The organism is Corynebacterium sp. HMSC059E07 (assembly GCF_001814395.1).
Lineage (GTDB): Bacteria > Actinomycetota > Actinomycetes > Mycobacteriales > Mycobacteriaceae > Corynebacterium > Corynebacterium hesseae.
Map to the genome: position 1 here is coordinate 132,034 of NZ_KV816333.1, position 25,022 is coordinate 157,055.

The window sequence follows — 25,022 nt, forward strand, 5'->3', positions numbered from 1 at the left end:
AGACGGCCATGGTAGTACATGCCGAAAGTACTACTTCTTTTTCTTGTCCTTCTTGCCCTTCTTTTTCTTTCCCTGCTTCTTGCCGGAGCCGTTGCCGTTGACCTTGTCGCGCTCCAAATCGGCTGCGACATCTGGTACGTAGGCAAATTCATTGCGCGGCGGGCGTACGTATTCGGCCTCGAGCTCGGGGCGATCTGGGATCTCAGGAACATCCTGCTCTACGTGCTGGTACGGAACCATCTTGAGGATGTGGTTGATCACGTTGATGCGCGAGCGCTTCTTGTCCTCGGATTCCACGGTGTACCACGGGGAGGACGGGGTATCGGTGTGGACGAACATTTCATCCTTGGCACGCGAGTAGTCTTCCCAACGGGTAATGGACTGCAAGTCCATGGGGGAGAGCTTCCAGCGGCGCAGCGGATCGTTGCGGCGGGACTTAAAGCGTGCGAGCTGCTCCTCATCAGAAACGGAGAACCAGTACTTAAGAAGGATGACGCCATCCTCGATGAGCATGTGCTCCAGCAGCGGAGCCTGGTGAAGGAAGCGCACGTATTCTTGCTGGGAGCAGAAGCCCATGACACGCTCCACGCCGGCGCGGTTGTACCAGGAACGGTCGAAGATGACGATCTCGCCGGCGGTGGGCAGCTTCTCAATGTAGCGCTGGAAATACCACTGGCCCGCCTCGCGGTCGGTGGGCTTCGGCAGCGCCTCGATGCGGCAGGTACGCGGGTTGAGGTACTGCGTAATGCGCTTGATGGCGGAACCCTTGCCGGCGGCGTCGCGGCCTTCCATGATGATGACCACGCGGGCGCCGGTCTCAACGACCCACTGCTGCATCTCGACGAGCTCTGCTTGGAGGCGCTTGAGCTCGTCCTCATAGGCTTGCTTATCTAGCTTCGGCGGCTTGGTGGCAGACTTCTTAGACTGTGAACTCATACCTCTAAATTTACCGCTTAGCTGGGAAAATACCTAACCGCGGGGGTTAGGTAAGTGGGGCGAATTGGGAGGTATTTAGTCAACCTCGTGTTGCGTCACCGCGCCGCTGGCGGCGTCGACGTCGAGTTCATGTTCCTGGCCATTAGCCTTGAATTCAATCTCCCAGTGCGGGCCCTTGCCGTCATCACCATCGTCGTAGTCGACTTCCTTCTCCGTGACGGCCTGGGCATCAACGCCGGCATGGGCTAAAGCTTTCTCGAATGCGTCATCGCCGGTGAGTTTCCCAGAATCCACTGCATTTCCGGCGTCCCCGGCAGCAGCGGTGTCTGCAGGCTGCTGGGCGTCGTCATCGCGGTCATCGTCGTCATCATCATCGCCCTGGTCCGCGCCAGTTGCAACGGCTGTTTCCGTCACGGTTTCCACAGACGCGGGAGTCGGCGTCGGGGCGGGATCGGCCTCTTTATCTGAAGAGCACGCAACCAGCGCGGTGCTGGCGCATAGTGCGAGGCCTGCGGCGGTGAAGCGGGAGCAAAGAGTCATTGAGGCTCATCCTCCTTGGTCAGTCGGGCACGTGTGGTGTCCCACCCTAACGAAGCCTGTCAGTTTTCGCTGAAGATCCTGGATAAGGCTGAATGTTAACGGCCGTGACAGGTACAGTCTTCGCCGCAGCCCCCGGCAGCGGGAGGTTCGCCGAAGCGCGTGGTGTTCTCAATCGCGCCGAGCCCTTCGATACTGATGCGGGTGCGGGAGCCGTCGCCAAGCAGTGCTTCCTCGCCGCGCGCGAAGCCCACGCCTTCCGGGGTGCCGGTGGCAATAACATCGCCTGGATTCAGAGGGTAGAGGGAGGAACAGAAGGCGATGAGCTCGGCCACGGAGAAGATGAGGTCATCGGTGTTATCGTCCTGGCGGACTTCACCATCGACGGTCGTGACTAGCCGCGCGGCCTTGCCCGGGGCCCATTCATCAGTCGTGGTCAACCACGGTCCGAAGCCGGCGGTGCGGTAGAAGGATTTACCGGCGTGGAACTGCGTGGTGGCGCGCTGATAATCCCGCAGAGTGTAATCGTTCATAATGGCATAGCCGGCCACGTAATCCAGCGCATCTTTCGCACTCACCCGGTGCGCGCGGCGGCCCATGACTACGGCGAGCTCTCCTTCATAGTCCAGCTTCTTCGTGGCATAGTCCGGCACATAGACATCGTCGAAGGGCCCGGTCAGAGCCTCCGGGAACTTGATGAAGAGCGTGGGCTGTGTAGGCAGCTCGCGGCCCATCTCACGGGCATGCTTGGCGTAGTTGACGCCAACACAGATGATCTTTCCTGGGTTCGGGATGACGGGGGCGAGGTCGGCGTCGTCGAAAACCACGGGCTCACCGGAGAGCTGCGCAGCTTTGTACCAATCGGGGCTGGCGAGCAGTTCTCCTACGTCCTCATAATCCAGCTCGGTGCCCACGTTGGGGCCGTCAATACGGATAGCGCAGGTGCCAAAACTGGTGCGGAGGGTAGCGAGTTTCATGGCAGTTAGTCTAGCGCGCGAAGAATCTCATCGACCGCGTCGGCGCACATGATGGGGACCTCCTGCGCCTCCTGCTTGTTCCATGTTTTAAGCACAAATGCGGCTGGGTCCATGCGCCCGGGCGGGCGGCCGATGCCGACTGAAAGGCGCTGGTAGTCCTTGGTGCCCAGAGATTTCGTGGTGGAGCGCAGCCCGTTATGGCCGTGGTCCCCGCCGCCGAGGCGCCGCTTGATGGTGGCGAAGTCGAGCTCCAGCTCATCGTGGACAACGATGATGTGATCATGAGGAACGTTGAAGTATTGGGCGAGGGCCTTGATGGGTCCGCCCGACAGGTTCATAAAGCTGCGCGGCTTGGCGACGATCACCTTGGTGTCCCCACGCCGCGCTTCGGCTATATCGGTGTTCGTCTTCTTGTGAACTGAAAAGGTAGCGAATAGCTCGTGGGCTAGCTCATCAGCCACGTCAAAGCCGATGTTGTGGCGGGTACCGGTGTACTTCGGGCCGGGGTTTCCTAGACCAACGACGAGAAAGGGAGAAGAAGTCACGCTGCCCATTCTAAACAGCGTAGGGGCGAAAAACGGCGAACCGCGTCCGTCCCCAGAAAGCTGGGGGCAGGCGCGGTGCGTTAGATAGGTGAGGGGAAGTTTACTCCTCGTCCTTCTTCTCCTCGGAAGCGGACTCGTCGGCGGACTCGGCGCCAGCCTCAGCGCCACCTTCCTCAGCAGCCTCAGCGGCAGCCTCGACGTCCTCATCAACCTCCGGCTCGGAGATGGAGACGATGACGGTGTCTTCCTCGGCAGCAAGGGTGGTGCCCTCCGGCAGGGAAACCTCGCCGGCGGTGACCACGGTGCCGTCCTCGAGGCCCTCGATGGACACGACGATCTCTTCCGGAATGTTGAGCACGTCTGCCTCGACGAGGAGGACGTCGGCATCCTGGATGGACATGAGGCCCGGAGCCGGCTCGCCCTCGAGGACAACCGGAACCTCGACCTCAACCTTCTCGCCACGCTTAATGGAGAGCAGGTCGATGTGGTCGATGTTGAAGGTCAGGACGTTCTGGTCAATGTGCTTGACCATGACCAGGTGCTGCTCGCCCTCGAGCTCCAGCTCGAACACGGCGTTGACGCCGTGGTTACGGACCAGTGCGGTCATTTCCAGGCGGTCAACGGCGAAGTGCAGAACGTCGACGGCGTGGCCGTAGACGACGCCCGGGATCTTGCCTGCAGCGCGCAGACGGCGAGCGAAGCCCTTGCCGAACTCGGAACGGACTTCAGCCTTCAATACGGGGCGCTCAGAAGCCATAAGTAAATCTCCTTAAAGTATCGTTGTGCGGCAAGGGCTCATGAAGAACCGTGTAGATACGACAAAAGCCTGCCGATGGACGTCTTGGACGAGTCATCGCAGGCTTAAAAGAATTCCGCAAAAAGAATTCACTGCTTAACTTATATAATCGCGTCGATAACGGATTTCTCCCTCGCCGAGACTCGGAAAGCATAGCACGTACTTGACCGCCTCCACAAAACACATCCTTTTGCTATCGCTCCTGCTTAAAGGAGATGACGATGGTCTAAGAAAGGTGTTTGAGCGCCTCGCGCTGAGACAATGGTGCCAGCTCGTGGTCGCGGACAAAGTCCCGCACCCACTCTGGATCGCGGCGCGCATGATCCCGCAGCGCCCAGCCGATTGCCTTGCGGATAAAGAACTCGTCGCCGTACGGAGAATGCTCAGAATCATCGGCCAATCTAGGGGGCAGCGGGCAAGGATTGACCGCACCGCCTGCCGCCGTGGCGTCGATTTCACGCCTAAGAAGGCAAATTGGTGCTTCATATAGGCGGACATGGGTTCGGCCTGGGAAGCATCGGCGAGCGACGTTAATGCTCGTTGTACATCGGCAAATGCTGTCTGGGGGTTGGTCACCCTAACAGTATGACCATAGGAACGCCGCCACTCGCAGTCCCAAAGGACTGAGAGTGGCGGCAGCAGGTTCGGTGAAGGCTCTAGTGAGTCTCGAAGAGGGTAGTCACGGAACCGTTCTCGAAGATTTCGTGGATGGTGCGAGCCAGCAGCGGGGCGATGGACAGGACCGTGAGGTTGTCCCAGCCCTCGGTGGACTGCGGCAGGGTATCGGTCGTGATGACCTCGACAGCACCGCACTCGGACAGGCGCTCGCGGGCCGGGTCGGAGAAGACACCGTGGGTACACGCAATAACCACGGACTTGGCGCCGGCTTCTTTGAGCACGCGGACAGCGCCCGCGATGGTGCCGCCGGTATCAATCATGTCATCGAGCAGGATGCAGTCCTTGCCCTCGACGTCACCGACGACGCGGTTGGACACCGTCTTGTTGGCCTCGGTAGTGGAGCGGGTCTTGTGAACGAAGGAGAGTGGGGCGTCGCCAAGCTCGTGCGCCCACTTCTCCGCCACCTTCACGCGGCCAGCATCGGGGGAGACCACAGCGAGGTTGTCCAGCGGGTACTTGGACTTGATGTAGTCCACCAAGATCGGCATCGCGTGCATGTGGTCGACCGGGCCATCGAAGAAGCCCTGAATCTGGTCGGTGTGCAGGTCCACGGACACGATGCGGTCGGCACCAGCAGCAGCCAGCAAGTCTGCCACCAGGCGGGCGGAAATAGGCTCGCGTCCCAGGTGCTTCTTGTCCTGGCGTGCGTATGGGTAGAAGGGCAGGATGGCGGTGATGCGCTTAGCGGAGCCGCGCTTGAGCGCGTCGATCATGATGAGCTGTTCCACCAACCACTTGTTGAGCGGCTGGGTGTGGGACTGCATCACGAAGCAGTCGGCACCACGGACGGACTCCTCGAAGCGAATGAAGATCTCACCGTTGGCGAAATCGCGCGCGGTGGTTGGAACCAGATCGGTCTTGAGCTCCTTGGCCACAGCCTCAGCCAACGCTGGGTGAGCGCGCCCAGTGAAGAGCATCATGTTCTTGCTGCTGCCGGTAACCTTGCCAGTCATAGGTAGATATCCCTTTACTTGTCGTTAGTTAGTGGTCTATTCGTCAGCCTTGGCGTCCTGTGCCTTGCCGGCGGCTTCTGCTGCCGGCGTGCCCGGACGCTTCTTTTGCACCCAACCTTCGATGTTGCGCTGCTTGCCGCCGGAGACCGCGAGCGCTCCCGCAGGAACGTCGTCCTTAATCACTGTACCCGCACCGGAGTAAGCGCCATCACCGACGGTGACGGGGGCGATGAACATGGTGTCCGAGCCGGTGCGCACGTGGCTGCCGATGGTGGTGTGGTGCTTGTTGACGCCGTCGTAGTTGACGAAGACGGAGGAAGCACCAATGTTGGAGTAATCGCCCACGGTGGCGTCACCGATATACGTCAGGTGAGGCACCTTGGTGCCGCGGCCGATCTGTGCCTTCTTTGCCTCGACGAAGCCGCCCAGCTTGCCTTCTTCGCCCACGATGACGCCGGGGCGGATGTAGGTAAACGGGCCAATCTGCGCGTTGCCGCCAATGACGGAGTCGAAGCCGTGCGTGCGCACCACATGTGCGCCTTCACCAACCTGCATGTTGGTCAGCGTGGTGTCGGGGCCGATTTCGGCGCCATCGGCGATGGTCGTGGCACCCCACAGCTGGGTGTTGGGGTGAATGGTGACGTCCTGGCCAATGGTCACGTTGACGCCGATCCAGGTGGTGTCGGGGTCAACGATGGTGGCGCCGCCGCGCATGGCTTCCTCAACCACGCGGCGGTTGAGCAGGCGGCCGGCTTGAGCTAATTGCACGCGGTCGTTGACGCCGGAGAGCTCCTCCGGATCGGCGGCGACGTGCGCACCAACGCGGTGGCCGTCTTCGCGGGCAATCTCCAACACATCGGTGATGTAGAGCTCGCCCTGGGCGTTATCGGAGTTGAGCTTCGTCAAAGCGTCGCGAAGCACGGCACCGTCGAACGCAAAGACGCCGGAGTTGACCTCACGCACCTTTCGTTGTTCCTCAGAGGCGTCCTTCTGCTCCACGATGGCGGTGACGGATCCATCCTCGGCGCGCAGCACGCGGCCGTAACCGGTGGGATCCTCCAGCGTCATGGACAGAACTGTTACGGCATTGCCCTCGCCGGTATGGGCTTCCTGCAGCTGGCGCAAAGTCTCCGGACGCAGAAGTGGAACGTCACCGTTAGTCACGATGACGGTTCCGTTAAAGTCCGGCAGAGCGCTCAAGCCGCACTGCACGGCGTGGCCGGTACCGTTCTGCTCCTCCTGGACCGCCTGAGAAACTGCGCAATCCAGTTCCTCGGCGATGGCATCGACAGCAGGGGAGACCTGATCACGCTGGTGGCCCACGACGACCACGAGGTGCTCCGGATTCAGGCCGGCGGCTGCGTGGAGGGCGTGGCCGAGAAGTGACCTCCCGCCAATCTCATGCAACGTCTTTTGGGTTGAGGATTTCATGCGGGTACCTGCGCCTGCTGCCAGGACAATGGCGGCGCAGTCAGTTACTTCAGCCACGAGTGTGTGCTTCTCCTGTGATTGGGGGTCAGGACTTACTGTGTTTCATCATAACGCGTGCTGCCTACTTCCCGTGTGACACCTCCGGGAGCGCTCGGGCACGCCATGCGTCAATCAGGCCGATGCACGCTAAGAACAGGATGGCCGCCGAGGGGCCCGCGAGTGCAATGACGGCGGAGATGCCGCCGACGACGAGGAGGATGACGCCCATCATGGTGTTTGCGGCCCCGACGTAGCGGGTGCGCTTATCCTCACCAGCCATGTCCACCACATAAGTCTTGCGAGCCACGCGGATGGCGGCGTGCGCCAGGTTGACCAGGAAGAAGCCGAGGGGAAGCGCCCACATGCTCATAGCCGTCGGCGCCCACGCGGCACAGGCCACGATGACCAGCAAGATGAATGCCGCGGCACCCGCGGCCCAGGACATGACCAAGCGGGAGGACTTATCGGACAACACACCGGAAACCCGGCCGCCGACGAGGCTGGCCAAGCCCGAAGCCAGGACGAAGCCGCCGAGCCCACTGAGCGCCTGCGAGCCGATGTTCTGCGAAAGCACCACGATGAAGGATGTGGACAAGGCGGAGACCAGCAACAGGGCGCGGACGTTAACGAAGCCACGGAAGCGGGCATCCTGGGTGTATAGCTGCCAGGTGTCCTTCCACCAGCTGCGGTTTATCCCCTTCTGACCGGAGCTTTCCGGCACAGGCTCCTCGATGCTGCGAAAGACCGCTGCTGCCAGGAACCACGTGGCCGCGCCGATGGCCAGCAACACCGCCAGACCCCAACGCGGGAGTTCGCCCAGAACGGCGAGGACGCCACCGGTAATCAGGGTGACCGCCCCGCCGAGCTGCGTGGCCCGTCCGGTCACCACGCCGCGGCGCCCCTTGGAGATGGTGCGGCCCTGGACGTCCTTGCCGGTGAGCGAACACAGCGCGCGTAGCACGGCGAGAACAGCAAGCGCGAGGCAGACAATGAGGCCGAGGAGGGGGCCGCGAACAAGCACAGCAGCCGCCGCGATAATCGCCGCGCACACACCCTGACCCACCGAGCCCAGCACCCACAGGCGCTTGCGGGCGGGATGGGACACCACCCACGGGGTCAGGGCCGCCTGCGGGAGCATGGAGCCGGACTCGCGCAAGGGGACCAGTAGGCCCGTGAAGAAGCCCGGCACCCCGGCCGCACTGAACAGCCAGGGGAGGACGGTCTTGCCGGAGAGCAATTGATCGCCCATGTCCTGCAGGCCATTCGACCACACGAAGCGGCGGGCGTTGGCGGATTCCTGGGAGGGTGACGAGCTCTGAGTCATGACTGTGATCTTAAGCCCGACTCGACCTTATCCGGGCCCTAAGGTTTGCCTGATCTCTATCCTGGAAAACATGTCTATCTCCGCTCGTCCCACAGTGTCCCGCCGTGTCTTCGTCCAAGGCTCCATGCTCACCATCGCCGGTGCCTCCGTGATGGGGTTGAGCGCCTGCTCCACCTCGGGGTCGAAGAATCAGCCGGAGCCACAGGGCTATGACGGTGAGCCGCGCGCCCTGCCCATCCCGCCGGTGGAAGAGGGCGAAGTTATTGACGGAACGCGAGTTTTCAAGCTGACCGCGCAGGACGGTTACTCGGAGGTCCTCCCCGGCAACGACCGCACCAGGACGTGGGGTTTCAACGGCCCCTTCTTAGGGCCCACCCTGCGCGCCCGGCGCGGGGAGAAGGTCCGCGCGGAAATTACGAACAACCTCATTGAGATGACCACGGTGCACTGGCACGGCATGAAATTGCCTGCCTACTCAGATGGCGGCCCGCACTCGCCAATTGAGGTGGGCAAGACCTGGAAACCCGAATGGGAGATCACCCAGCCCGCGGCCACGCTGTGGTACCACCCGCACCCGCACATGGCCACGGCCACGCATGCCTACCGTGGGCTGGCGGGGATGTTCCTGATTGATGACGACGTGGCCTCTGGTCTTGACTTGCCGCAGGATTACGGTGTGGATGATATCCCGCTGGTCATCATGGATGCGAAATTCACCGAAGACGGCCAGATCGATGAGAAAAGCGATAACACCCTGGGTCTTCTGGGTACCACGCCTCTGGTCAACGGCATTACCAATGCACGCTTCGACGCCACCACGCGCCGGGTCCGCCTGCGCCTGCTCAACGGTGCCTCGATGCGCTTCTACACACTGGAGCTGAGCAACGGCCCCTTCCACGTCATTGCCACGGACACAGGGCTTCTCGACGCCCCCGTGAAAGTCGACTCCCTCCTCTTCGGCCCGGGCGAGCGTGCCGAAATCATCGTAGATTTGGAGCCCGGTAAGGAGGTCACGCTGCGCTCGGTGCCGCGCAAGGATAACTTTGGGGTGCCCAAAGACAAGGATGCGGCTGACTTTGGATTCCAGGATTCCTTTGACATTCTCACCATCTCCGGGCCTGCGGAGTCCGCGCCGGAGTCACCGGCCCTGCCGGCAACGCTTGACCCAGCCGCGGCGAAGACCCCGTCAACGGATGGGCTCACGGAGCGTGAGTTCGTGCTCAACACCTTCATGATTAACGGTGAGCAGATGGACATGGCGCGGGTGGATACCGTCATTGATCACGACGCCCCGGAAATCTGGACCGTGACCAATGAGAATTCTGATTGGCCGCACAACTTCCACATCCACAACGCCCGCTTCAAGGTCCTGGACTGGGACGGCGATGAGAAGATGAATGTGTTCAACTCCGGGTGGAAGGACATTGTGAACCTTCCGCCCAAGGCAACCGCGCGCTTGCTGGTGGAGTTCGGACACTTCCCGGACAAGACCATCCCGTACATGTACCACTGCCACATGTTGCTTCATGAGGACGAGGGAATGATGGGGCAGTACGTCATGGTCAATAAAGGCGAGAAGCCCGACGTGCGTGTAAAGCCAGCAGCCTTAGTCTTCGACCAAACCGCCACCACGCACTCCGCGCACAGCGGCCAGGTGGTGGATTCCTCCCGCAGCCCCTATGCGACGCCGGAGGCGCAGGGCTAACCCTTCACGATGCTCTCGTAGGCACGGCCCGCTAGCGCCGAGCTGTGCCAGCGGGGTGCCGATGCGGAGGCGCTTGATATCTGCAAAAGTGCAGACCTGAAAGTGCAGACCCCTGGTCGTCGCCAAGCAGTGCGTTGCGCTTCACGACGCCCACCTGCGTATCTGCACTTCCAGGTCTGCACATTTGGAAAGGGTGGCCGTCAAGGGGGTTCCGGGGCGGCGCTTTAAGGTGGCAGGAAGTTGAGGATAGTGAACTACAGCAAATCCACCATCATTATGTGAGCAGTACGCTAGGGTCAGTATCTGTGATTCAGGACGTCGACCCGCTCATCCATTCCCTGTACCAGGTCTTTGACCTCATCGGTGTGGTGCTCAACGGCATTATCGGTGGCACGATTGCACGCCGTAGGGAATTCGACATTATTGGTTTCGTCTTTCTGGCGCTCTTTTCGGCGCTGGCGGGCGGCATGATTCGTGACATGCTGATCGCTAGCGGTCCGGCAGCGGCTATCTCTGATCCGCTGTACCTCACGCTGGCGTGTGTGGGCGCGCTCGTTGCTTTCTTGACGGATTTGAAAGGCAAGGCCTGGGAAATCTTCCTCGAGCACGCGGATGCTGTCATCTTGGGCGTGTGGTGCACGACTGGATGTGTGAAGGCGCTGACCCATGGAATGCCGTTTATCGCCTGCGTATTCTTGGGCGTCTTGACTGCAGTGGGTGGCGGAATGGTGCGCGATGTTGCTTCCGGCCAGATTCCCTCGGTCTTTGGGGGAAGCCCGCTCTACGCCGTGCCGGCGGTGCTTACAGGAATCGTGATGGCATCCTTCGCGCACTTCGACAAGTTTGCCCTTGGCATGGTCATCTCGCCCTTCGTGGGCTTTGGCCTAGCGGTTATGGCGTATTGGCGCGGGTGGGTGCTTCCGCGCGCTGGTATTGCTCCCTTGAACTACACCGCGGCGCAGGTGGCGTCGATTGCGCGGAGGGCTGAAATCAGGGGATTTAGGCGCGGTCGCAAGAAAAGAAAATAAACACCGCCAAGAGCTGAAAAATTGCAGTCCAGGCGGTTTTGTGCTTGCTTCCCCACCAGGACTCGAACCTAGAATGACGGTACCAAAAACCGTAGTGTTGCCGATTACACCATGGGGAAACGCGCCCACATTATGAGCGCTGGGGGACATGTTACCCGACGGGTGCGTATCAGACCTAAACAGGTGGCCAAGACTCGCATTCCCGTTGCTTGCGGCTTACTTTTAGCTGGTGCGGGCCATGTCCGATGGGGGAGATACAGTAGTAGGCATGGTTCGACAAAGGATGACCGGGCGTGAGCGCCGTGAGCAGTTGATCTCCATTGGCCGTGCGGCCTTCGCAGAGCGCGGTTTCGATGGCGCCAGCGTGGAGGACATCGCGGCACGCGCCGGAGTGTCCAAACCGGTGGTCTATGAGCACTTCGGCGGCAAGGAAGGCCTCTATGCCGTCGTCATTGACCGCGAGCTCGTCGCTTTGGAAAAGGTCGTGACGGAATCGCTACAGACGGGTTCTTGGCGCGAGCGCATCGAGCAGGGGGTTGTCGCCCTGCTGACCTATGTGGAGGAGGAAACCGATGGTTTCTTGATCCTCGTGCGCGATTCCAAGCCAGGGGATGAGCGTAGTTTCTCCACGTTGTTGAACGCAGCAGTTAATCAGATCGCGCACATCCTCGGTGAGGCCTTTGAACATCGCGGGCTCGACCCAGAGCTGGCGGTGCTCTACGGCCAGGCGCTCGTCGGCATGGTGGCCACCACAGCCCAGTGGTGGCTGGATGAGCGTGAGCCTTCGCGTGAGACAGTTGCCGCGCACATCGTAAATCTGTGCTGGAATGGTCTTTCCGGCATGGAAGCAGCACCGAAGTTGAAGGGAGCTAAGTAGGTGGCAACGCCGATGCTGGGCGGGCTTTTAAAAGTAGCCGCCTCAGATCCGAAACTTAAAGGCCTCGCCTCCCAAGTGGGGGAAGCCTCATTGCACATTACTGGCATCGACCAGGCCCGTCCCTGGGCCATCGGTACCTTGGCGCACCACGCACCGGTGCTGGTGGTGACCGCCTCCGGGCGCGAGGCAGAGGACCTTACCGCGGAGCTGACGGCCATGCTGGGGGATAAGGTCGCCTACTTCCCGGCCTGGGAGACGCTTCCGCATGAGAGGCTGTCGCCGGCCGCGGATATCGTCGGCAAGCGCGCGCGTGTGCTTGACCTCGTGGGGGCGGGCAAAGCCCAGGTCGTGGTGACCTCCGCCCGCGGGTACTGCCAGCCCATCCTGAGCAAGGTGGAGGGCCGCGCACCCATTTTCCTGAAGGAAGAGGACGAGCACGAGCTCGCGCATATCCTGTCGGAGCTGGAGTTTCGCGCCTATAAGCACGTGGACATGGTGGCCAAGCGCGGTGAGTACGCCACGCGCGGCGGCATTCTTGATGTTTTCCCCACCACGTCGGACTACCCGGTGCGCGTGGAGTTCTGGGGTGATGAGATTACGGATATCCGTCAGTTCTCCGTGGCTGACCAGCGTGCCATCCCCGAGATCGAGGTGGGAGAGGTCGCTATCTATCCCGCCCGTGAGCTGCCGATCACCAATGAAGTCGCCGAACGCGCCCGCGAGCTGGCGCAGAAGTTTGGGGGCAACGCAGCGCTGGCGGAGCTTCTGACCAAGGTAGGGGAGCACATCCCGGCTGAAGGTATGGAAGCTGTGCTGGCCGTGCTTGCCGACGCCCCCTTCGTCACCCTCCCCGAACTCCTTGCCCCGGGCACGCACGTGCTGCTCGTGGCGCCGGAGAAAATCCGCACCCGCATCGCGGATCTGGAATCCACCGATGCGGAGTTCTTGGCTGCTGGCTGGGAGGCCGCCGCGATGGGCGCGGATGGCCCGCTGGCTGCCGAGGGCTTGGACACCTCGGCGTCGAGTTATCGCTCCTATGAGTCGTTGGAGGCGACGTGCCGGAATATCGAGGCACCGCTGTGGACTTTTGCGCCGCCGGGGATGTTTGCGGCGGCTGAATCGCAGACCTTACCGCTGGACTTTGAGCCCGGACCTACTCCGCGCGGTGATATCCCAGAGATTGATGCCATGATGGCGCAGCTTCTGGCGCACACGACGGCCGGCGGGCGTGCCGCCTTCATTGCCCCTGCGCAGGGCGCTATCAAGCGCATGGTGGAGCGCTTTGCGGAGAAGGGTATCCCCACGAAGGTGGCCACACCTGGCTGGGAGCCGAGCCCCGGCGAAGTCACGCTCTACCAGGCCTTGTCACATGCTGGGCTGGTGTTCCCGAAGGTACGCAAGCTCAAGGACGCTGAGGCACTGCCGCTGGTCGTCATCACGGAAACTGACCTGACGGGTAACCGTGTGGGCGATATTGCGGGGGCGAAGCGTCGCCCAGCAAAGCGCCGTAACCGCGTGGATCCCCTCGCACTCAAGCAGGGGGACTACGTGGTGCATGAGACCCATGGCATCGGCAAGTTCCTCAAGATGGCCGAGCGCACCGTTCAATCCGGTGACGAGACTTCGCGCCGCGAATACATCGTGTTGGAGTATGCCGCCTCCAAGCGCGGCCAGCCAGCTGACCAGCTGTGGGTCCCCATGGATTCGCTGGATTTGCTGAGCAAATACACCGGCGGTGAGACGCCGACGTTGTCCAAGATGGGCGGCTCGGACTGGAAGAACACCAAGAAGAAGGCGCGCGCCGCGGTGCGCGAGATCGCCGGTGAGCTGGTGGAACTTTATGCCAAGCGCCAGGCTGCACCCGGTCACCAGTTTGGCCCCGATACCCCGTGGCAGGCGGAGATGGAGGATAACTTCCCCTTCGTCGAGACCGAGGACCAAATGCTGGCCATCGACGCCGTCAAGCAGGATATGGAATCCACGGTGCCGATGGACCGCGTGGTCGTCGGCGATGTGGGCTATGGCAAAACCGAGGTGGCGGTGCGCGCAGCCTTCAAGGCCGTGCAGGACGGCAAGCAGGTCGCGGTCCTCGTGCCCACCACTTTGCTGGCCCAGCAGCACACCGATACTTTCCGCGAGCGCATGCAGGGCTTCCCGGTGGATATTGAGGTGCTTTCGCGTTTTACCTCGGCCAAGGAATCCAAGGAGATTCTGGCCGGTTTGGCGGATGGTTCCGTGGACATCGTCATCGGTACCCACCGTTTGTTGCAGACTGGCGTGCAGTGGAAGAACTTGGGCCTCATCGTGGTGGATGAGGAGCAACGTTTTGGTGTCGAGCACAAGGAGCACATCAAGGCGCTCAAGGCCAGCGTGGACGTGCTCACCATGTCCGCGACGCCGATTCCGCGCACCTTGGAGATGTCCATGGCGGGCATCCGCGAGATGTCCACCATCCTGACCCCACCGGAGGACCGCCACCCGGTCCTGACCTATGTGGGCGCGTATGAGGATAAGCAGGTGGCCGCGGCCATCCGCCGTGAGCTGCTGCGCGACGGCCAAGTCTTCTTCATCCACAACAAAGTTGCGGATATCGAAAAGAAGGCCCGCGAGCTGCGGGACCTGGTGCCGGAGGCCCGAATCGTCGTGGCACACGGCCAGATGAACGAGGACGTCCTTGAGCGCACCGTCCAAGGTTTCTGGGACCGCGAGTTCGACGTCCTGGTGTGTACCACCATCGTGGAAACCGGCCTGGATATTGCTAATGCGAATACCCTCATCGTGGAGAACGCCCACCACATGGGCCTGTCCCAGCTGCACCAGCTGCGCGGGCGCGTGGGCCGCTCCCGCGAGCGCGGCTATGCCTACTTCCTGTACCCGAAGGGCGCCACGCTGACGGAAACTTCCTATGACCGCCTGGCCACCATCGCCCAAAACAACGATCTGGGCGCCGGTATGGCCGTGGCCATGAAGGACCTTGAGATGCGCGGTGCCGGCAACGTGCTGGGCGCCGAGCAATCCGGCCACATCGCCGGCGTGGGCTTTGACCTCTACGTGCGCCTTGTCGGTGAGGCAGTGGAGACCTTCAAGGCGCTCGCGCGTGGTGAGACCCCCGTGGTCACGGACGAAGGCCCGAAGGAAATCCGAATCGATCTCCCGGTGGATGCCCATATTCCGGAGTCCTATATCAACTCCGAGCGCTTGCGTTTGGAGGTCTACCGCAAGCTGGCGGCCTCCAAGGACAACGCGGACCTGGCTCATGTGGTGGAGGAAATGCAGGACCGCTACGGGCCCATTCCGGAGCCGGTCGAGCGCCTGCTCGCCGTGGCTCGCCTGCGCCACCAGGCCCGCCGGGCCGGGGTCAGCGATATCACGGTGCAGGGCACGCGCATCAAGGTCCATCCGGTGGAGCTGGCGGATTCCAAGCAGGTACGCCTCAAACGCCTCTTCCCAGGCTCCAACTACCGTGCAGCTGCCAAGGCCATCCAGCTCAACTTCCCCAAGGCCGGACGCAACGTCACGGACCCGAAGCTGCGTGACATCGAACTCCTGCAGTGGGTGGCGGACTTCTTGGCCTCGATGTTCGAACTCGAGCGCGTCGACGTCAGTGGTGCTAAGACTAAGAAGAATGTCATTAGCGTAGGAGAAAAATAATGGACGCCAGCACCGCCGCCGGGATTTCTCGGGCCAATCCCAGAATCGTTTTAGTGGCGGTGTGGATGGCTGCCTCGCTGCTCAGCATCCCCGTCTCACTGGTGATTAAGTTCAGCGGTGAGAACGGTGGCTGGCTCACCTTCATGTTGATGATGTTCGGGGTAATCCTGGTCGGCATCTGGGTGCTACTTGGTTTGCTCCCGCTGTTCATCCGCGGTGATTACACAAGCAAGCTGGCATGGGCGTGGGTGTCCCTGGCTTTAGTGTTCATCGGCTTTATCGTGGGCAATGCCAACGTGCCGGATTTTGGGGACGTCGGACCAGCCACCGTTCCGACGTGGTGGTTTGGCAACGAGGAAGCGGCCTCGATTACTGGAGGCATCTTCCTCGTCATCAGCGCTATCGGCCACGTGTTGTGGATAGCAAGCTGCATCGCCTATGCAGTGCTATCGCACCGCTCGGCGCCCGAGGTTTTCTAGAGCGCCAGGCGGCCCGTGCTCAAGCCCCACACCGCGGCAACCGCGCCGATAACTACCAGCGCTACCACGAACCATTCGAAGGTGTTGAACACGCGTTCCTTCTTGTACAGGCGGGTGGCCACATAAGGAATCATGCTGGGGACTACGGCCAGCGCGCCGAGAAGAACATAAACCGGGTCGGCGGCATAGATGAGCCACAGGGAATAGATGAAGGCGACGAGGCCGATGCAGAGGTGGCGGCGATTCTCTCGGCGGCTCACCTCCGGACCTGAAATATCGAAGCGCACCCCGGCATGCGGGTGAGTCAGCCCCTTGCCGCGCACGGCCAAGAGGACCAGGTAAAGGGAAGAGAAGATGTAGGGCAGCAGGTACATGATGGTGGCCAGCTGCACCATGGCGTTATAAGAAGTTTCGTTGAGGAAGAAGACGATAACGAAGAGCTGAATCGTCAGCGTAGAAATCAGCTGCGCTACCCACGGCGCACCGGCGATGTTCACGGTGCCGATCTTGCGGGGGAGAAGACCATCGACAGCCATCAGGACAATCGGCTCCGCGCACAGCATCTGCCAGGACACGTAGGCGCCGAGCACGGAGAGGCACAGGCCGAGGGAAATGAGAGCGCCGCCCCATTCGCCTACGGCCGCGGTGAGCACGGACGCCATCGAGTTATCCGGCAGCGCTGCGAGCTCCTCCTGGGTAAGCACGCCGAAGCTCAGCGTGGACACGGATACCAGCAACGCCAGAACGCTGATGAAGCCGATGACAGTGGCGCGGCCGACGTCGGCACGCGTGCGCGCCTGCTTGGAGTACACGGATGCGCCCTCCACGCCGATGAAGACCCACACGGTAAAGAGCATGATGCCCTGAATCTGCTCGAAGAGGGACTTATCGGAGGCCTCACCCCAGAAATCAAGAGTGAATTTGTCCCAGCTAAAGCCTACGAATGCGAGGATGACGATGAAGGCGAGGATGGGGACGATCTTGGCCACGGAGGTGACCATGTTCATGATGGCCGCCTGCTTAATACCGCGGGCCAGCACAGCAAAGATTCCCCAGGACAACACTGATACGGCGATGGCGGAGACCCAGCGGTGGTCGGCGTCAAAGAAAGGCACGTAGTGGCCAATGGTGTTGAAGAACAGGGTGGCGTAGCCTACCTGCGCCATGACGGAACCCAGCCAGTAGCCCCAGCCGGAGGTAAAACCGATGAAGTCACCCAGGCCGGCGCGAACATAGGAGTACACACCGGAGTCGAGGTGCGGCTTGCGGTGCGCGAGAATTTGAAAAACGAAGGCGACAGAGAGCATGCCCACGCCGGCGATGAGCCAGCCGATGAGCATGGCGCCAGGGCCGGCCACGGAGGCGATGTTCTGCGGAAGAGAGAAGATTCCGGCGCCCACCGTGGAACCGATGATGAGCGCGATGAGCGTCCACAATGTCACAGAGTGTGTGCGCGGCGATTCGGTGAGATTGGAAGTGGTCATTGGTTAAAAATACCCCTTCAGGCGGGCGTTTGTGCAACTGCAGCGAAAGTTCAAAGAACTGGGGACCTATACTCGTTGCTTATGACTGTCCTGTTGTTAGATCCGCGCTGGCCCACGTTAATCCCTATGGAGGCCGTTGGGAAACTGCAGGGCCCTGTTGTTTTCACTGATGAAATTCCGGTGAAGGTGCGCTGGGACTTTGATTCCCTGTTGTGCGGTGAGGATCCGGAAGGCCATGGTGTTGTGGTGAGCACAGATCCATCACACCCGCAGGTGCGCGCGCTTATCGACGCTGATGCGGACCTCATCCTCGCCCCCTCCCTTGAGGAACCGATGTGGAAGGCACGTGAGGTGATGTCGCGTGCGCGGCGCATCGGGGAGTGGGAGCGCGATCAAACCCACGAGACGTTACTGCCGTATCTAGAAGAAGAGTCGGCGGAATTCGCCCAGGCGGTGCGGGAGCGTGCCACTGATTCCGAGTTGCTTAAGGAATTGGGCGATGTCTTCTTGCAGGTCCTCTTTCACGCCGAGATCGCGGCACGCCGTGGGGCTTTTACTCTCGACGATGTCGCGATGTCCTTCGTCAACAAAATGCGCTCCCGCGCGCCCTACCTTTTCGACGGCACGGAGGACGTCGTGGGGGTAGAGGAGCAGGAGCGCCTGTGGGCCGAGGGTAAGGCCCGAGAAAAGAACTAGCCCTTCTGGATCATCGAGGACAGCAGGGGAGCGTAGTCAGCGATCGTGGAGGATAGGCCGGTACCGCCGGTTGCGAGAGTGTCTTCCTTGACGATCTTGCACTCGAGGGCGCGGTCGGCGGTCTGGCCGGAGTACTTCACGGCGGCCAAGGCCAGCGGGCCGAGTTCCTCAGAGTTGCCCAGTGCGGTGAGGTTCTTGGACAGCTGGTTGCGGGTGGTGTTCGGAGTAAGCAGCTCACCCTCGGTGCTCTGATCAATCAGCGTCAGGGTGCTGCGCAGGGTGTTGCAATCAGCGGACTGGATGCCCTGGGAGAGGAAGCCGCCCAGCTCAGTCAGGGAAGCGGCGGAGGCGGTAGCGGGTGCGATGGCACCCAGAGTGACAACGGCGGAAGCAGTAGCGAGGATACGACGGATGGACATGGAACTCCTTGACTAAGAGAAAGACACGTTTCTAGAACGGACAGTGATAGAACGTGGAGCACCAGCAGGGCCTCGGCTCTCTGTTCAACGCTGCAGTGTAGCGCAGAATGTTACGCATGGGAACATTTGGACATAACTTTTGTTCCGCGATTGTCGTAGGTCTTGTCTATACGGTCGCCTCGTGGCGCCCTCTGTGTCGCTCGACCCCCTTCCTGTAACGGGCTGTAGTATTCACCTTTATGACGCAGGGGCTTAGGAGGATCGGGGGCTGTGGCCTCGGCATTGTCTTGGCCATCATTCTGATCATTTCCTTGGTGGCTTGGAGTCTTTCCTTCCTGGATAAGCCATCCCCGTTCCGGCAGCTTTCCCCCGTCCCAGAGGAACTTCCACCCGTGGGCGGGGCAGAGGTGCCCGCTATTGATGTCGACGGGCCGGGGCGCACGGCGGACAAGCTGACGTGGTGGTCCGACCAGCTTGCTAACGCCACCAGTATCCCCGCCCAGGCATTGCGGGCCTACGGCAACGCCGAGCTGATTGCGCGGCAATCCTGGCCGAACTGTAATCTGCGCTGGAATACCCTCGCCGGTATCGGGTGGGTAGAAACTCGTCACGGGACCTATAACGGAAGCCTCTTCGACCGTTCATCCCTCGATGAGAATGGTTATCCCGACCCGCCCATCGTGGGCATTCCTCTCGACGGAACTAACAACACCACTTTGGTTCCTGATAGCGATGGCGGCGCCATTGACGGCGATGTCGAGTTTGATCGGGCGGTTGGCCCCATGCAATTCATCGCTTCTTCGTGGGAGCATCTAGGCCGAGATGCCAACGGCGATGGTGTTGCTGATCCCAATCAAATCGACGATGCCGCGTTGGGTGCTGCCGCACTGCTGTGTCACGGAAATAGGGATCTTTCCACGCCAGAGGGATGGCGTTCAGCGGTCCTCAATTACAACCAATCTGAGGACTACCTGCGTAAAGTCGCAGCAGCCGCAAATTCCTACGCCATTGAACAGCCTGCCGTGTCCTAGCCTCTTTCTAGATCTATGTCACGTTGTCCGTTTCCGCCCGACACGTTCCGAAGTTTTCTGGAACAATTGTCCCCAGGTGGTTTGGGAGCCCCTCCCAGAACACGAACCCAAGATCAATTTGGCTCTATAGGAGTGAAAGCAGCATGGCTGACATCATCCACGTAATGGCACGCGAAATTCTTGATTCCCGCGGCAACCCCACTGTTGAGGCTGAAGTATTCCTCGACGATGGTGCACGCGGTGTCGCCGGCGTTCCGTCTGGCGCTTCCACCGGTGTTCACGAGGCTCACGAGTTGCGTGACGGTGGTGACCGCTACTTGGGCAAGGGCGTTCTGAAGGCTGTTGAGAACGTCAACGAAGAGATCGCTGATGAACTTGCTGGCTTCGAGGCCGATGACCAGCGTCTCATCGACCAGGCCCTGATCAAGCTGGACGGCACGGATAACAAGTCCCGCCTCGGCGCCAACGCCATCCTGGGCGTGTCCATCGCAGCCGCTAAGGCCGCTGCCGAGTCTGCTGGCCTTCCGCTCTACCGCTACATTGGCGGCCCGAACGCTCATGTCCTGCCCGTTCCGATGATGAACATCGTCAACGGTGGTGCCCACGCTGACTCCGGCGTTGACGTTCAGGAGTTCATGATCGCCCCGATCGGCGCCGAGTCCTTCAGCGAGGCTCTGCGCATGGGTGCACAGGTCTACCACGCACTGAAGGCCGTTATTAAGTCCAAGGGCCTGTCCACCGGCCTGGGTGACGAGGGCGGATTCGCTCCGGAGGCTGAGTCCACCAAGGCAGCTCTGGACCTCATCGTTGAGGCCATCGAGAAGGCCGGCTTTAAGCCGGGCAAGGATGTTGCCCTGGCCCTCGACGTTGCATCCTCCGAGTTCTACAAGGACGGCAAGTATCACTTCGAGGGCGGCGAGCACACCGCTGAGGAGATGGCCAAGGTCTACGAGGACCTCATCGCCAACTACCCGATCGTGTCCATCGAGGACCCGCTGCAGGAAGATGACTGGGAGGGCTACACCAAGCTCACCGCAGCTATCGGTGACAAGGTGCAGATTGTCGGCGATGACTTCTTCGTCACCAACCCGGCTCGCCTGAAGGAAGGCATTGAGAAGAAGGCCGCCAACGCTCTGCTGGTGAAGGTTAACCAGATCGGTACCCTGACTGAGACCTTCGACGCCGTTGAGCTGGCACACCGCAATGGCTACCGCACCATGATGTCCCACCGCTCCGGTGAGACCGAGGACACCACCATTGCTGATCTCGCCGTTGCTCTGAACTGCGGCCAGATCAAGACCGGTGCTCCGGCCCGTTCTGAGCGCGTTGCCAAGTACAACCAGCTGCTGCGCATTGAGCAGGAACTGGGTGACGCCGCAGTTTACGCCGGCCGCTCCGCATTCCCGCGCTTCCAGGGCTAGGACTCAACTCCGGTTTCTAGCAGTGGTCTGCACAGACCACTCGCTGAACTACTGGTGAAACAAAAGGTGCCACAGAAACTGTGGCACCTTTTAGTCGTTTTGATCGTGGCACCTTTCCTGTTGTCCGGCCCCGAACAGGCCCAGCCCAAAACTTCTGAGGCGCATGTTATTTCTGGGACACGTCGCGCGCCGCACAGCACCTGGGCCGGTCCGGGATACAATGGCTTTCCGATGGCACGCACTACTTCTCCCCGCACGAAACGCCGGAACACCGTTCCGGTTCGCACGCGTGCCCGCGATGAGCAGCGAGCTAAACGGAAGAAAGCGCCTGTGCAGCCCAAAGGGCTAGACATCCTCGGGATCGGCGTGATCATCGCTGTTGTTCTCGTAGTACTGCTATCCATTGCCGTTCCGCTGCGAAATTACTACCACGGCCAATCGGAGATTGCGCGGCTGGAAAGCTCAATCGTCGCCAAGCAGGCACAGAAGGATGACCTCCTCACGGAGATTGACAAGTACCGATCCGAGGAATACGTCAAGGAGGAGGCGCGCCGCCGCTTCGGTGTCATGGATGAAGGTGAGATGGCCTTTCGCATCATGGATCCGCGCATGGACTCTGGTGACACGGTGACCTCAGAGCGTCGTGAGGATGCCGACGACCGCGAGTGGTACACGGTGCTGTGGGATTCAGTATCGGAAGATGCGGAAAACCTACCGGAAACACCTGCTGAATAGGACTCATCCATATCTCCATGTCACAATGGTTCCTATGACCGTGACCGATGCTGACCTTGAAGTCGTCCGCGAACAGTTGGGTCGCGCCCCGCGCGGCGTCGTGGACATTGCTTACCGCACCCCGGACGGAGCCCCAGCGGTGATTAAAACCGCACCCAAGCTTCCCGACGGCACCCCGTTTCCCACCCTTTACTACCTCACCGACCCGCGCCTGACTGCCGAAGCATCGCGCCTTGAGGTCGCCCATGTCATGAAGTGGATGGAGCAGCGCCTCGCCCAAGAAGAGGACCTGCAGCAGGATTACCAGGCAGCGCACGAACACTACCTGGAAACCCGTAACGCCATGGAAGACCTGGGCACTGAGTTTTCAGGTGGCGGCATGCCAGAGCGCGTGAAGTGCCTCCACGTTCTCATCGCTTATGCCTTAGCTGAGGGGCCGGGCCGCGTGCGCTTTGGTACCGAGGCCGTCGCGATGGCTGCGGAGCACGGTAAACTCCGGGGAAGCGCCATCCCTGAGGATTGGCCCACCGTGGGGGACCTGGGCATCGACATGACCCAGTTCGATTTTTCTAACGCCGGTTAAAAGAAAGGCTGACCCTATGACTCGCGTCGCTGCTGTCGACTGCGGAACCAACTCCATTCGCCTGCTCATCAGCGAGATTCAGGAGGATGGCAATATCCGGGACATCACCCGCACGATGGAGATCGTTCGCCTTGGCCAGGGCGTCGATGCTACCGGTGAGTTTGATCCTGAAGCTCTTGCGCGGACTCGCGTAGCGCTCGAAGGCTACGTCAAACAAATGAAGTTTGAAAAGGTCGAGCGCGTGCGCATGGTCGCCACCTCGGCCACTCGTGATGCAAAAAACCACCGCGAGTTCTTCAACATGACCGAGGAGCTTCTCGGTGAAATCCAGCCGGGGGCTCGCGCGGAGGTAATTTCCGGTGAGGAAGAGGCACTGCTGTCCTTTACCGGTGCGGTGGGGGACCTGCACTCTGAGGAGGGCCCGTATTGCGTCATCGATTTGGGCGGTGGTTCGACAGAGTTCGTCGTGGGGACAATCGATGGCGAGATCCTCGGCTCGCACTCTGCTCAGATGGGGTGCGTGCGGCTTACCGAGCGCATCATGCGCACCGATCCTCCCACGGAGGCCGAGATTGAGATTGCTAGCGATTATGTTGCTGAGCGCATGGCCGAAGTGGAGAAGATCGTTCCTATCGACAAAGCCCTCACCTTCGTTGGCTGTGCCGGTACGTTTACGACTCTTTCGGCGCTTGCCCAGGGGATGGAGCGCTACGATGCCGACTCCATCCACGGTTCCGAGCTTCGCTTCGATGCACTGCGGGTGCTCACCCGACAGATGATTGGATTGCCTTCGGATGTGCGCGCTCTCAACCCCGTCATCCACCCCGGGCGTGCAGATGTCATCGGTGGTGGATGCGTGGCCATCGAGGGCATCATGACGATGATTGAGCGCAACAGTGAAGCCCGTTCCTTCTTCATCAGTGAGAAGGACATCCTCGACGGCATCATTAGCGGCCTCGCCGCCAGTTAGCGAACTCAAACCAAAAGAGTTGCGCAGAAGCCGACCCTATTTTCAGTCCACGCCTACCCGTGCCCTAAGATGAGTGGGCGCGGTTTGGCCCCCATAGCCCAATCGGCAGAGGCAGTCGACTTAAAATCGATTCAGTCTGGGTTCGAGTCCCAGTGGGGGCACCACTGGGGGCACCATGACCAGCGGAAACGCTGAATTTAACGGGGCGAAGGTGGGGAACGCTTCCCAGCGCTCCTCTTCATAGTTTGCGGCAACAGGGGCGCCGGCAAGCGCAGTGCTTGTCGACGCATTCCTGTTACGCGTGGACAATTTTGCGAATTTTGAGATTTTTGGGAACTTCCTAGCAGTGGGGAGCGTTGATCTTGATGAAATGACAAATAAGGCGGCCCTAGGGGCCGTTTTTTAGAGAAAGACTGTGAAAGGAATCGGGATTCGCGTGCGTTCTAGCAACCCCGTCATGAGTTCCCTCTCGTCCAGCCAAAGTCAGACCCAGGGTGGAAATCCCTACGGTCAGAGCGATAATCCATTTGTTCAGGAGAATCGCAGCGCCGATCGGCCGCTGACTGTTGATGATGTTGTGACCAAGACTGGAATTACTCTTGGCGTCATCATTGTTATGGCCGTGCTCAACTTTGCTGTTGGTGAGTTGATTAACCCAGGCATCGCGATGATTCTTACCCTGGTCGGTGCGCTCGGCGGTTTCATTACTGTTCTTGTCTCAACGTTTGGCAAGAAGTTTGGTTCTGCAGCCGTCACGTTGATCTATGCCGTGTTTGAAGGCCTCTTTGTGGGCGGATTCTCCCTCATGTTTGCCGGCGTATCCTTCGGTAATTCCGATGGCATGGCACTTATCGGCCAGGCAATCATGGGTACCGTAGGTGTCTTTATCGGCATGCTGATGGTCTACAAGACCGGTGCCGTCAAAGTCACCCCGAAGTTCAACAAGATCATGTTCGGCCTCATCGCCGGCGTGGCCGTGTTGGCTCTGGGTAACATGCTGGGCGCTATTTTCTTCGGCTTTAATCCGCTACGTGATGGTGGCATGCTTTCCATCATCTTCTCCCTCGTCTGCATTGTTCTGGCGTCCTTGTCCTTTATGACAGACTTCGACCAGGCAGACCGCCTGATTCGCCAGGGTGCCCCGGCGCAATATGCCTGGGGTATCGCTCTTGGTTTGGCCGTGACCTTGGTCTGGCTGTACACGGAGATTCTTCGTCTGCTGAGCTACTTCAGGGACTAATTAGTCTCATACTGCTTCTGCGAAACCGGCGGCTGGCACCACAAGCTTTGTGGTTGCTGGCCGCCGGTTTCTTTGTGTGCGTGGCGCATCTCTTTTGGAGCAGGGGTATAGCGCCCGTTAGGTGCGGGCGGGATCTTGGCATTGACTGGCGCGAGCTAATACAGATTGCAACAGTTAGAACAGGATTTCCCTTCGCAAATATCTATTTGCGTACCAATTGCGGTACAGGTGGCCAGTACCTCAAGCCGTGTGACGTGGATGACTGCGGGGGTAGTTACGGTTGCAAATCTGAGGTCCTGTTCGGTTCTTGTGGGCGAAATGTTCGATTTATTGGGTGGGTGAGTCTTTGCCTTGCTGTTAACAGGCTCCGTGAGCCGTCCGCTGGATATGTGGGCAACTGCATCGGCAAGCACCTGTTTCTGCGCCTAGCCCTGAGCATTCCGCGACCATGCCTGTTGCGACCGGCTATTTGGTAGCAGTGTCGTGA

22 protein-coding genes, 1 tRNA gene and 2 pseudogenes are annotated in these 25,022 nt (G+C 60.5%); 13 read left to right on the forward strand and 12 right to left on the reverse strand.

Annotation, left to right across the window (positions count from 1 at the left end):
- Positions 1–30 precede the first annotated feature (30 nt).
- From ppk2 to HMPREF2967_RS10865, 10 genes and pseudogenes are all read right to left on the reverse strand, one after another.
- Complete coding sequence (ppk2, locus tag HMPREF2967_RS10825) at positions 31–936, reverse strand: polyphosphate kinase 2 (protein WP_070447108.1); 906 nt, start codon at positions 934–936, stop codon at positions 31–33.
- A gap of 75 nt (positions 937–1,011) precedes the next feature.
- Positions 1,012–1,476, reverse strand: a complete 465-nt coding sequence (locus tag HMPREF2967_RS10830; RefSeq protein ID WP_232770831.1) for a PepSY domain-containing protein — start codon at positions 1,474–1,476, stop codon at positions 1,012–1,014.
- Positions 1,477–1,571: 95 nt separating this feature from the next.
- The gene (locus tag HMPREF2967_RS10835; RefSeq protein ID WP_070565799.1) at positions 1,572–2,450 is read right to left on the reverse strand and encodes a fumarylacetoacetate hydrolase family protein; all 879 of its coding nucleotides are present in this window, start codon (positions 2,448–2,450) and stop codon (positions 1,572–1,574) included.
- Positions 2,451–2,455: 5 nt separating this feature from the next.
- Positions 2,456–3,004, reverse strand: a complete 549-nt coding sequence (pth, locus tag HMPREF2967_RS10840) for an aminoacyl-tRNA hydrolase (RefSeq protein ID WP_070683835.1) — start codon at positions 3,002–3,004, stop codon at positions 2,456–2,458.
- A gap of 91 nt (positions 3,005–3,095) precedes the next feature.
- A complete protein-coding gene (locus tag HMPREF2967_RS10845) occupies positions 3,096–3,752 on the reverse strand; it encodes a 50S ribosomal protein L25/general stress protein Ctc (RefSeq protein WP_070529222.1) in 657 nt (218 codons plus the stop codon).
- Between the two features lie 265 nt (positions 3,753–4,017).
- Positions 4,018–4,155: pseudogene (locus HMPREF2967_RS13475) on the reverse strand (DNA alkylation repair protein); the annotation flags it as partial.
- A gap of 77 nt (positions 4,156–4,232) precedes the next feature.
- A pseudogene (locus HMPREF2967_RS13480) lies at positions 4,233–4,289 on the reverse strand (hypothetical protein); the annotation flags it as partial.
- A 158-nt stretch (positions 4,290–4,447) separates the two neighbouring features.
- Positions 4,448–5,422, reverse strand: coding sequence for a ribose-phosphate diphosphokinase (locus HMPREF2967_RS10855; protein ID WP_070520869.1), 975 nt, complete (start codon positions 5,420–5,422; stop codon positions 4,448–4,450).
- Between the two features lie 36 nt (positions 5,423–5,458).
- Positions 5,459–6,910, reverse strand: a complete 1,452-nt coding sequence (gene glmU, locus HMPREF2967_RS10860; protein WP_070686408.1) for a bifunctional UDP-N-acetylglucosamine diphosphorylase/glucosamine-1-phosphate N-acetyltransferase GlmU — start codon at positions 6,908–6,910, stop codon at positions 5,459–5,461.
- A gap of 64 nt (positions 6,911–6,974) precedes the next feature.
- Positions 6,975–8,216, reverse strand: coding sequence for an MFS transporter (locus tag HMPREF2967_RS10865; RefSeq protein ID WP_070686410.1), 1,242 nt, complete (start codon positions 8,214–8,216; stop codon positions 6,975–6,977).
- 70 nt (positions 8,217–8,286) lie between these two features.
- Between HMPREF2967_RS10865 and HMPREF2967_RS10870 the strand changes: the two genes are divergently transcribed.
- The 5 genes from HMPREF2967_RS10870 to HMPREF2967_RS10895 all read left to right on the forward strand — a co-directional run bounded on the left by HMPREF2967_RS10870 (position 8,287) and on the right by HMPREF2967_RS10895 (position 15,956).
- Positions 8,287–9,921: a multicopper oxidase family protein gene (locus tag HMPREF2967_RS10870; protein ID WP_070686412.1), complete on the forward strand. Its 1,635-nt coding sequence runs from the start codon at positions 8,287–8,289 to the stop codon at positions 9,919–9,921.
- A gap of 308 nt (positions 9,922–10,229) precedes the next feature.
- Positions 10,230–10,949, forward strand: coding sequence for a trimeric intracellular cation channel family protein (locus HMPREF2967_RS10875; protein ID WP_232770835.1), 720 nt, complete (start codon positions 10,230–10,232; stop codon positions 10,947–10,949).
- A gap of 268 nt (positions 10,950–11,217) precedes the next feature.
- Positions 11,218–11,826 carry a TetR/AcrR family transcriptional regulator gene (locus tag HMPREF2967_RS10885; protein WP_070520882.1) on the forward strand — a complete coding sequence of 203 codons (609 nt, stop codon included), beginning with the start codon at positions 11,218–11,220 and terminating at the stop codon, positions 11,824–11,826.
- Between the two features lie 12 nt (positions 11,827–11,838).
- Positions 11,839–15,477, forward strand: coding sequence for a transcription-repair coupling factor (mfd, locus tag HMPREF2967_RS10890; protein ID WP_070686441.1), 3,639 nt, complete (start codon positions 11,839–11,841; stop codon positions 15,475–15,477).
- Complete coding sequence (locus HMPREF2967_RS10895; protein ID WP_070686416.1) at positions 15,477–15,956, forward strand: hypothetical protein; 480 nt, start codon at positions 15,477–15,479, stop codon at positions 15,954–15,956. The genes mfd and HMPREF2967_RS10895 overlap by 1 nt, the downstream gene beginning before the upstream one ends.
- Here the strand turns inward: HMPREF2967_RS10895 and HMPREF2967_RS10900 are convergent.
- Entirely contained in the window at positions 15,953–17,440 is a 1,488-nt protein-coding gene (locus HMPREF2967_RS10900) for an amino acid permease (RefSeq protein WP_070686418.1), read from the reverse strand. The two genes, HMPREF2967_RS10895 and HMPREF2967_RS10900, sit on opposite strands and share 4 nt — an antisense overlap.
- An 81-nt stretch (positions 17,441–17,521) precedes the next feature.
- Here HMPREF2967_RS10900 and HMPREF2967_RS10905 point away from each other — a divergent pair, with 81 nt between their 5' ends.
- On the forward strand, positions 17,522–18,136 hold the full coding sequence (locus HMPREF2967_RS10905; protein WP_070686420.1) for a MazG nucleotide pyrophosphohydrolase domain-containing protein: 615 nt from the start codon (positions 17,522–17,524) through the stop codon (positions 18,134–18,136).
- Here the strand turns inward: HMPREF2967_RS10905 and HMPREF2967_RS10910 are convergent.
- Positions 18,133–18,555: a hypothetical protein gene (locus HMPREF2967_RS10910; RefSeq protein WP_070686422.1), complete on the reverse strand. Its 423-nt coding sequence runs from the start codon at positions 18,553–18,555 to the stop codon at positions 18,133–18,135. The two genes, HMPREF2967_RS10905 and HMPREF2967_RS10910, sit on opposite strands and share 4 nt — an antisense overlap.
- 239 nt (positions 18,556–18,794) lie before the next feature.
- Here HMPREF2967_RS10910 and HMPREF2967_RS10915 point away from each other — a divergent pair, with 239 nt between their 5' ends.
- The 7 genes from HMPREF2967_RS10915 to HMPREF2967_RS10945 all read left to right on the forward strand — a co-directional run bounded on the left by HMPREF2967_RS10915 (position 18,795) and on the right by HMPREF2967_RS10945 (position 24,535).
- Positions 18,795–19,586: a lysozyme family protein gene (locus HMPREF2967_RS10915; RefSeq protein WP_070686424.1), complete on the forward strand. Its 792-nt coding sequence runs from the start codon at positions 18,795–18,797 to the stop codon at positions 19,584–19,586.
- A gap of 143 nt (positions 19,587–19,729) precedes the next feature.
- Positions 19,730–21,007, forward strand: coding sequence for a phosphopyruvate hydratase (gene eno, locus HMPREF2967_RS10920; protein WP_070520900.1), 1,278 nt, complete (start codon positions 19,730–19,732; stop codon positions 21,005–21,007).
- A gap of 231 nt (positions 21,008–21,238) precedes the next feature.
- Positions 21,239–21,742: a septum formation initiator family protein gene (locus HMPREF2967_RS10925; protein ID WP_070520902.1), complete on the forward strand. Its 504-nt coding sequence runs from the start codon at positions 21,239–21,241 to the stop codon at positions 21,740–21,742.
- Between the two features lie 34 nt (positions 21,743–21,776).
- The gene (locus HMPREF2967_RS10930; RefSeq protein WP_070520905.1) at positions 21,777–22,325 is read left to right on the forward strand and encodes a DUF501 domain-containing protein; all 549 of its coding nucleotides are present in this window, start codon (positions 21,777–21,779) and stop codon (positions 22,323–22,325) included.
- A gap of 16 nt (positions 22,326–22,341) precedes the next feature.
- Positions 22,342–23,295, forward strand: a complete 954-nt coding sequence (locus HMPREF2967_RS10935) for a Ppx/GppA phosphatase family protein (protein WP_070686426.1) — start codon at positions 22,342–22,344, stop codon at positions 23,293–23,295.
- 87 nt (positions 23,296–23,382) lie between these two features.
- Positions 23,383–23,459 (forward strand) — tRNA-Leu (locus HMPREF2967_RS10940).
- A gap of 272 nt (positions 23,460–23,731) precedes the next feature.
- Entirely contained in the window at positions 23,732–24,535 is an 804-nt protein-coding gene (locus HMPREF2967_RS10945) for a Bax inhibitor-1/YccA family protein (RefSeq protein WP_070686428.1), read from the forward strand.
- Positions 24,536–25,022: the final 487 nt, after the last annotated feature.

What these genes read in the sequence shown, in the direction of transcription:
- ppk2 (WP_070447108.1), bottom strand. Translation starts at nt 936, where the DNA reads ATGAGTTCACAGTCTAAGAAGTCTGCCACCAAGCCGCCGAAGCTAGAT.
- HMPREF2967_RS10830 (WP_232770831.1), bottom strand. Translation starts at nt 1,476, where the DNA reads ATGACTCTTTGCTCCCGCTTCACCGCCGCAGGCCTCGCACTATGCGCC.
- HMPREF2967_RS10835 (WP_070565799.1), bottom strand. Translation starts at nt 2,450, where the DNA reads ATGAAACTCGCTACCCTCCGCACCAGTTTTGGCACCTGCGCTATCCGT.
- pth (WP_070683835.1), bottom strand. Translation starts at nt 3,004, where the DNA reads ATGGGCAGCGTGACTTCTTCTCCCTTTCTCGTCGTTGGTCTAGGAAAC.
- HMPREF2967_RS10845 (WP_070529222.1), bottom strand. Translation starts at nt 3,752, where the DNA reads ATGGCTTCTGAGCGCCCCGTATTGAAGGCTGAAGTCCGTTCCGAGTTC.
- HMPREF2967_RS10855 (WP_070520869.1), bottom strand. Translation starts at nt 5,422, where the DNA reads ATGACTGGCAAGGTTACCGGCAGCAGCAAGAACATGATGCTCTTCACT.
- HMPREF2967_RS10865 (WP_070686410.1), bottom strand. Translation starts at nt 8,216, where the DNA reads ATGACTCAGAGCTCGTCACCCTCCCAGGAATCCGCCAACGCCCGCCGC.
- HMPREF2967_RS10870 (WP_070686412.1), top strand. Translation starts at nt 8,287, where the DNA reads ATGTCTATCTCCGCTCGTCCCACAGTGTCCCGCCGTGTCTTCGTCCAA.
- HMPREF2967_RS10885 (WP_070520882.1), top strand. Translation starts at nt 11,218, where the DNA reads ATGGTTCGACAAAGGATGACCGGGCGTGAGCGCCGTGAGCAGTTGATC.
- mfd (WP_070686441.1), top strand. Translation starts at nt 11,839, where the DNA reads ATGCTGGGCGGGCTTTTAAAAGTAGCCGCCTCAGATCCGAAACTTAAA.
- HMPREF2967_RS10895 (WP_070686416.1), top strand. Translation starts at nt 15,477, where the DNA reads ATGGACGCCAGCACCGCCGCCGGGATTTCTCGGGCCAATCCCAGAATC.
- HMPREF2967_RS10900 (WP_070686418.1), bottom strand. Translation starts at nt 17,440, where the DNA reads ATGACCACTTCCAATCTCACCGAATCGCCGCGCACACACTCTGTGACA.
- HMPREF2967_RS10905 (WP_070686420.1), top strand. Translation starts at nt 17,522, where the DNA reads ATGACTGTCCTGTTGTTAGATCCGCGCTGGCCCACGTTAATCCCTATG.
- HMPREF2967_RS10910 (WP_070686422.1), bottom strand. Translation starts at nt 18,555, where the DNA reads ATGTCCATCCGTCGTATCCTCGCTACTGCTTCCGCCGTTGTCACTCTG.
- HMPREF2967_RS10915 (WP_070686424.1), top strand. Translation starts at nt 18,795, where the DNA reads ATGACGCAGGGGCTTAGGAGGATCGGGGGCTGTGGCCTCGGCATTGTC.
- eno (WP_070520900.1), top strand. Translation starts at nt 19,730, where the DNA reads ATGGCTGACATCATCCACGTAATGGCACGCGAAATTCTTGATTCCCGC.
- HMPREF2967_RS10925 (WP_070520902.1), top strand. Translation starts at nt 21,239, where the DNA reads ATGGCACGCACTACTTCTCCCCGCACGAAACGCCGGAACACCGTTCCG.
- HMPREF2967_RS10930 (WP_070520905.1), top strand. Translation starts at nt 21,777, where the DNA reads ATGACCGTGACCGATGCTGACCTTGAAGTCGTCCGCGAACAGTTGGGT.
- HMPREF2967_RS10935 (WP_070686426.1), top strand. Translation starts at nt 22,342, where the DNA reads ATGACTCGCGTCGCTGCTGTCGACTGCGGAACCAACTCCATTCGCCTG.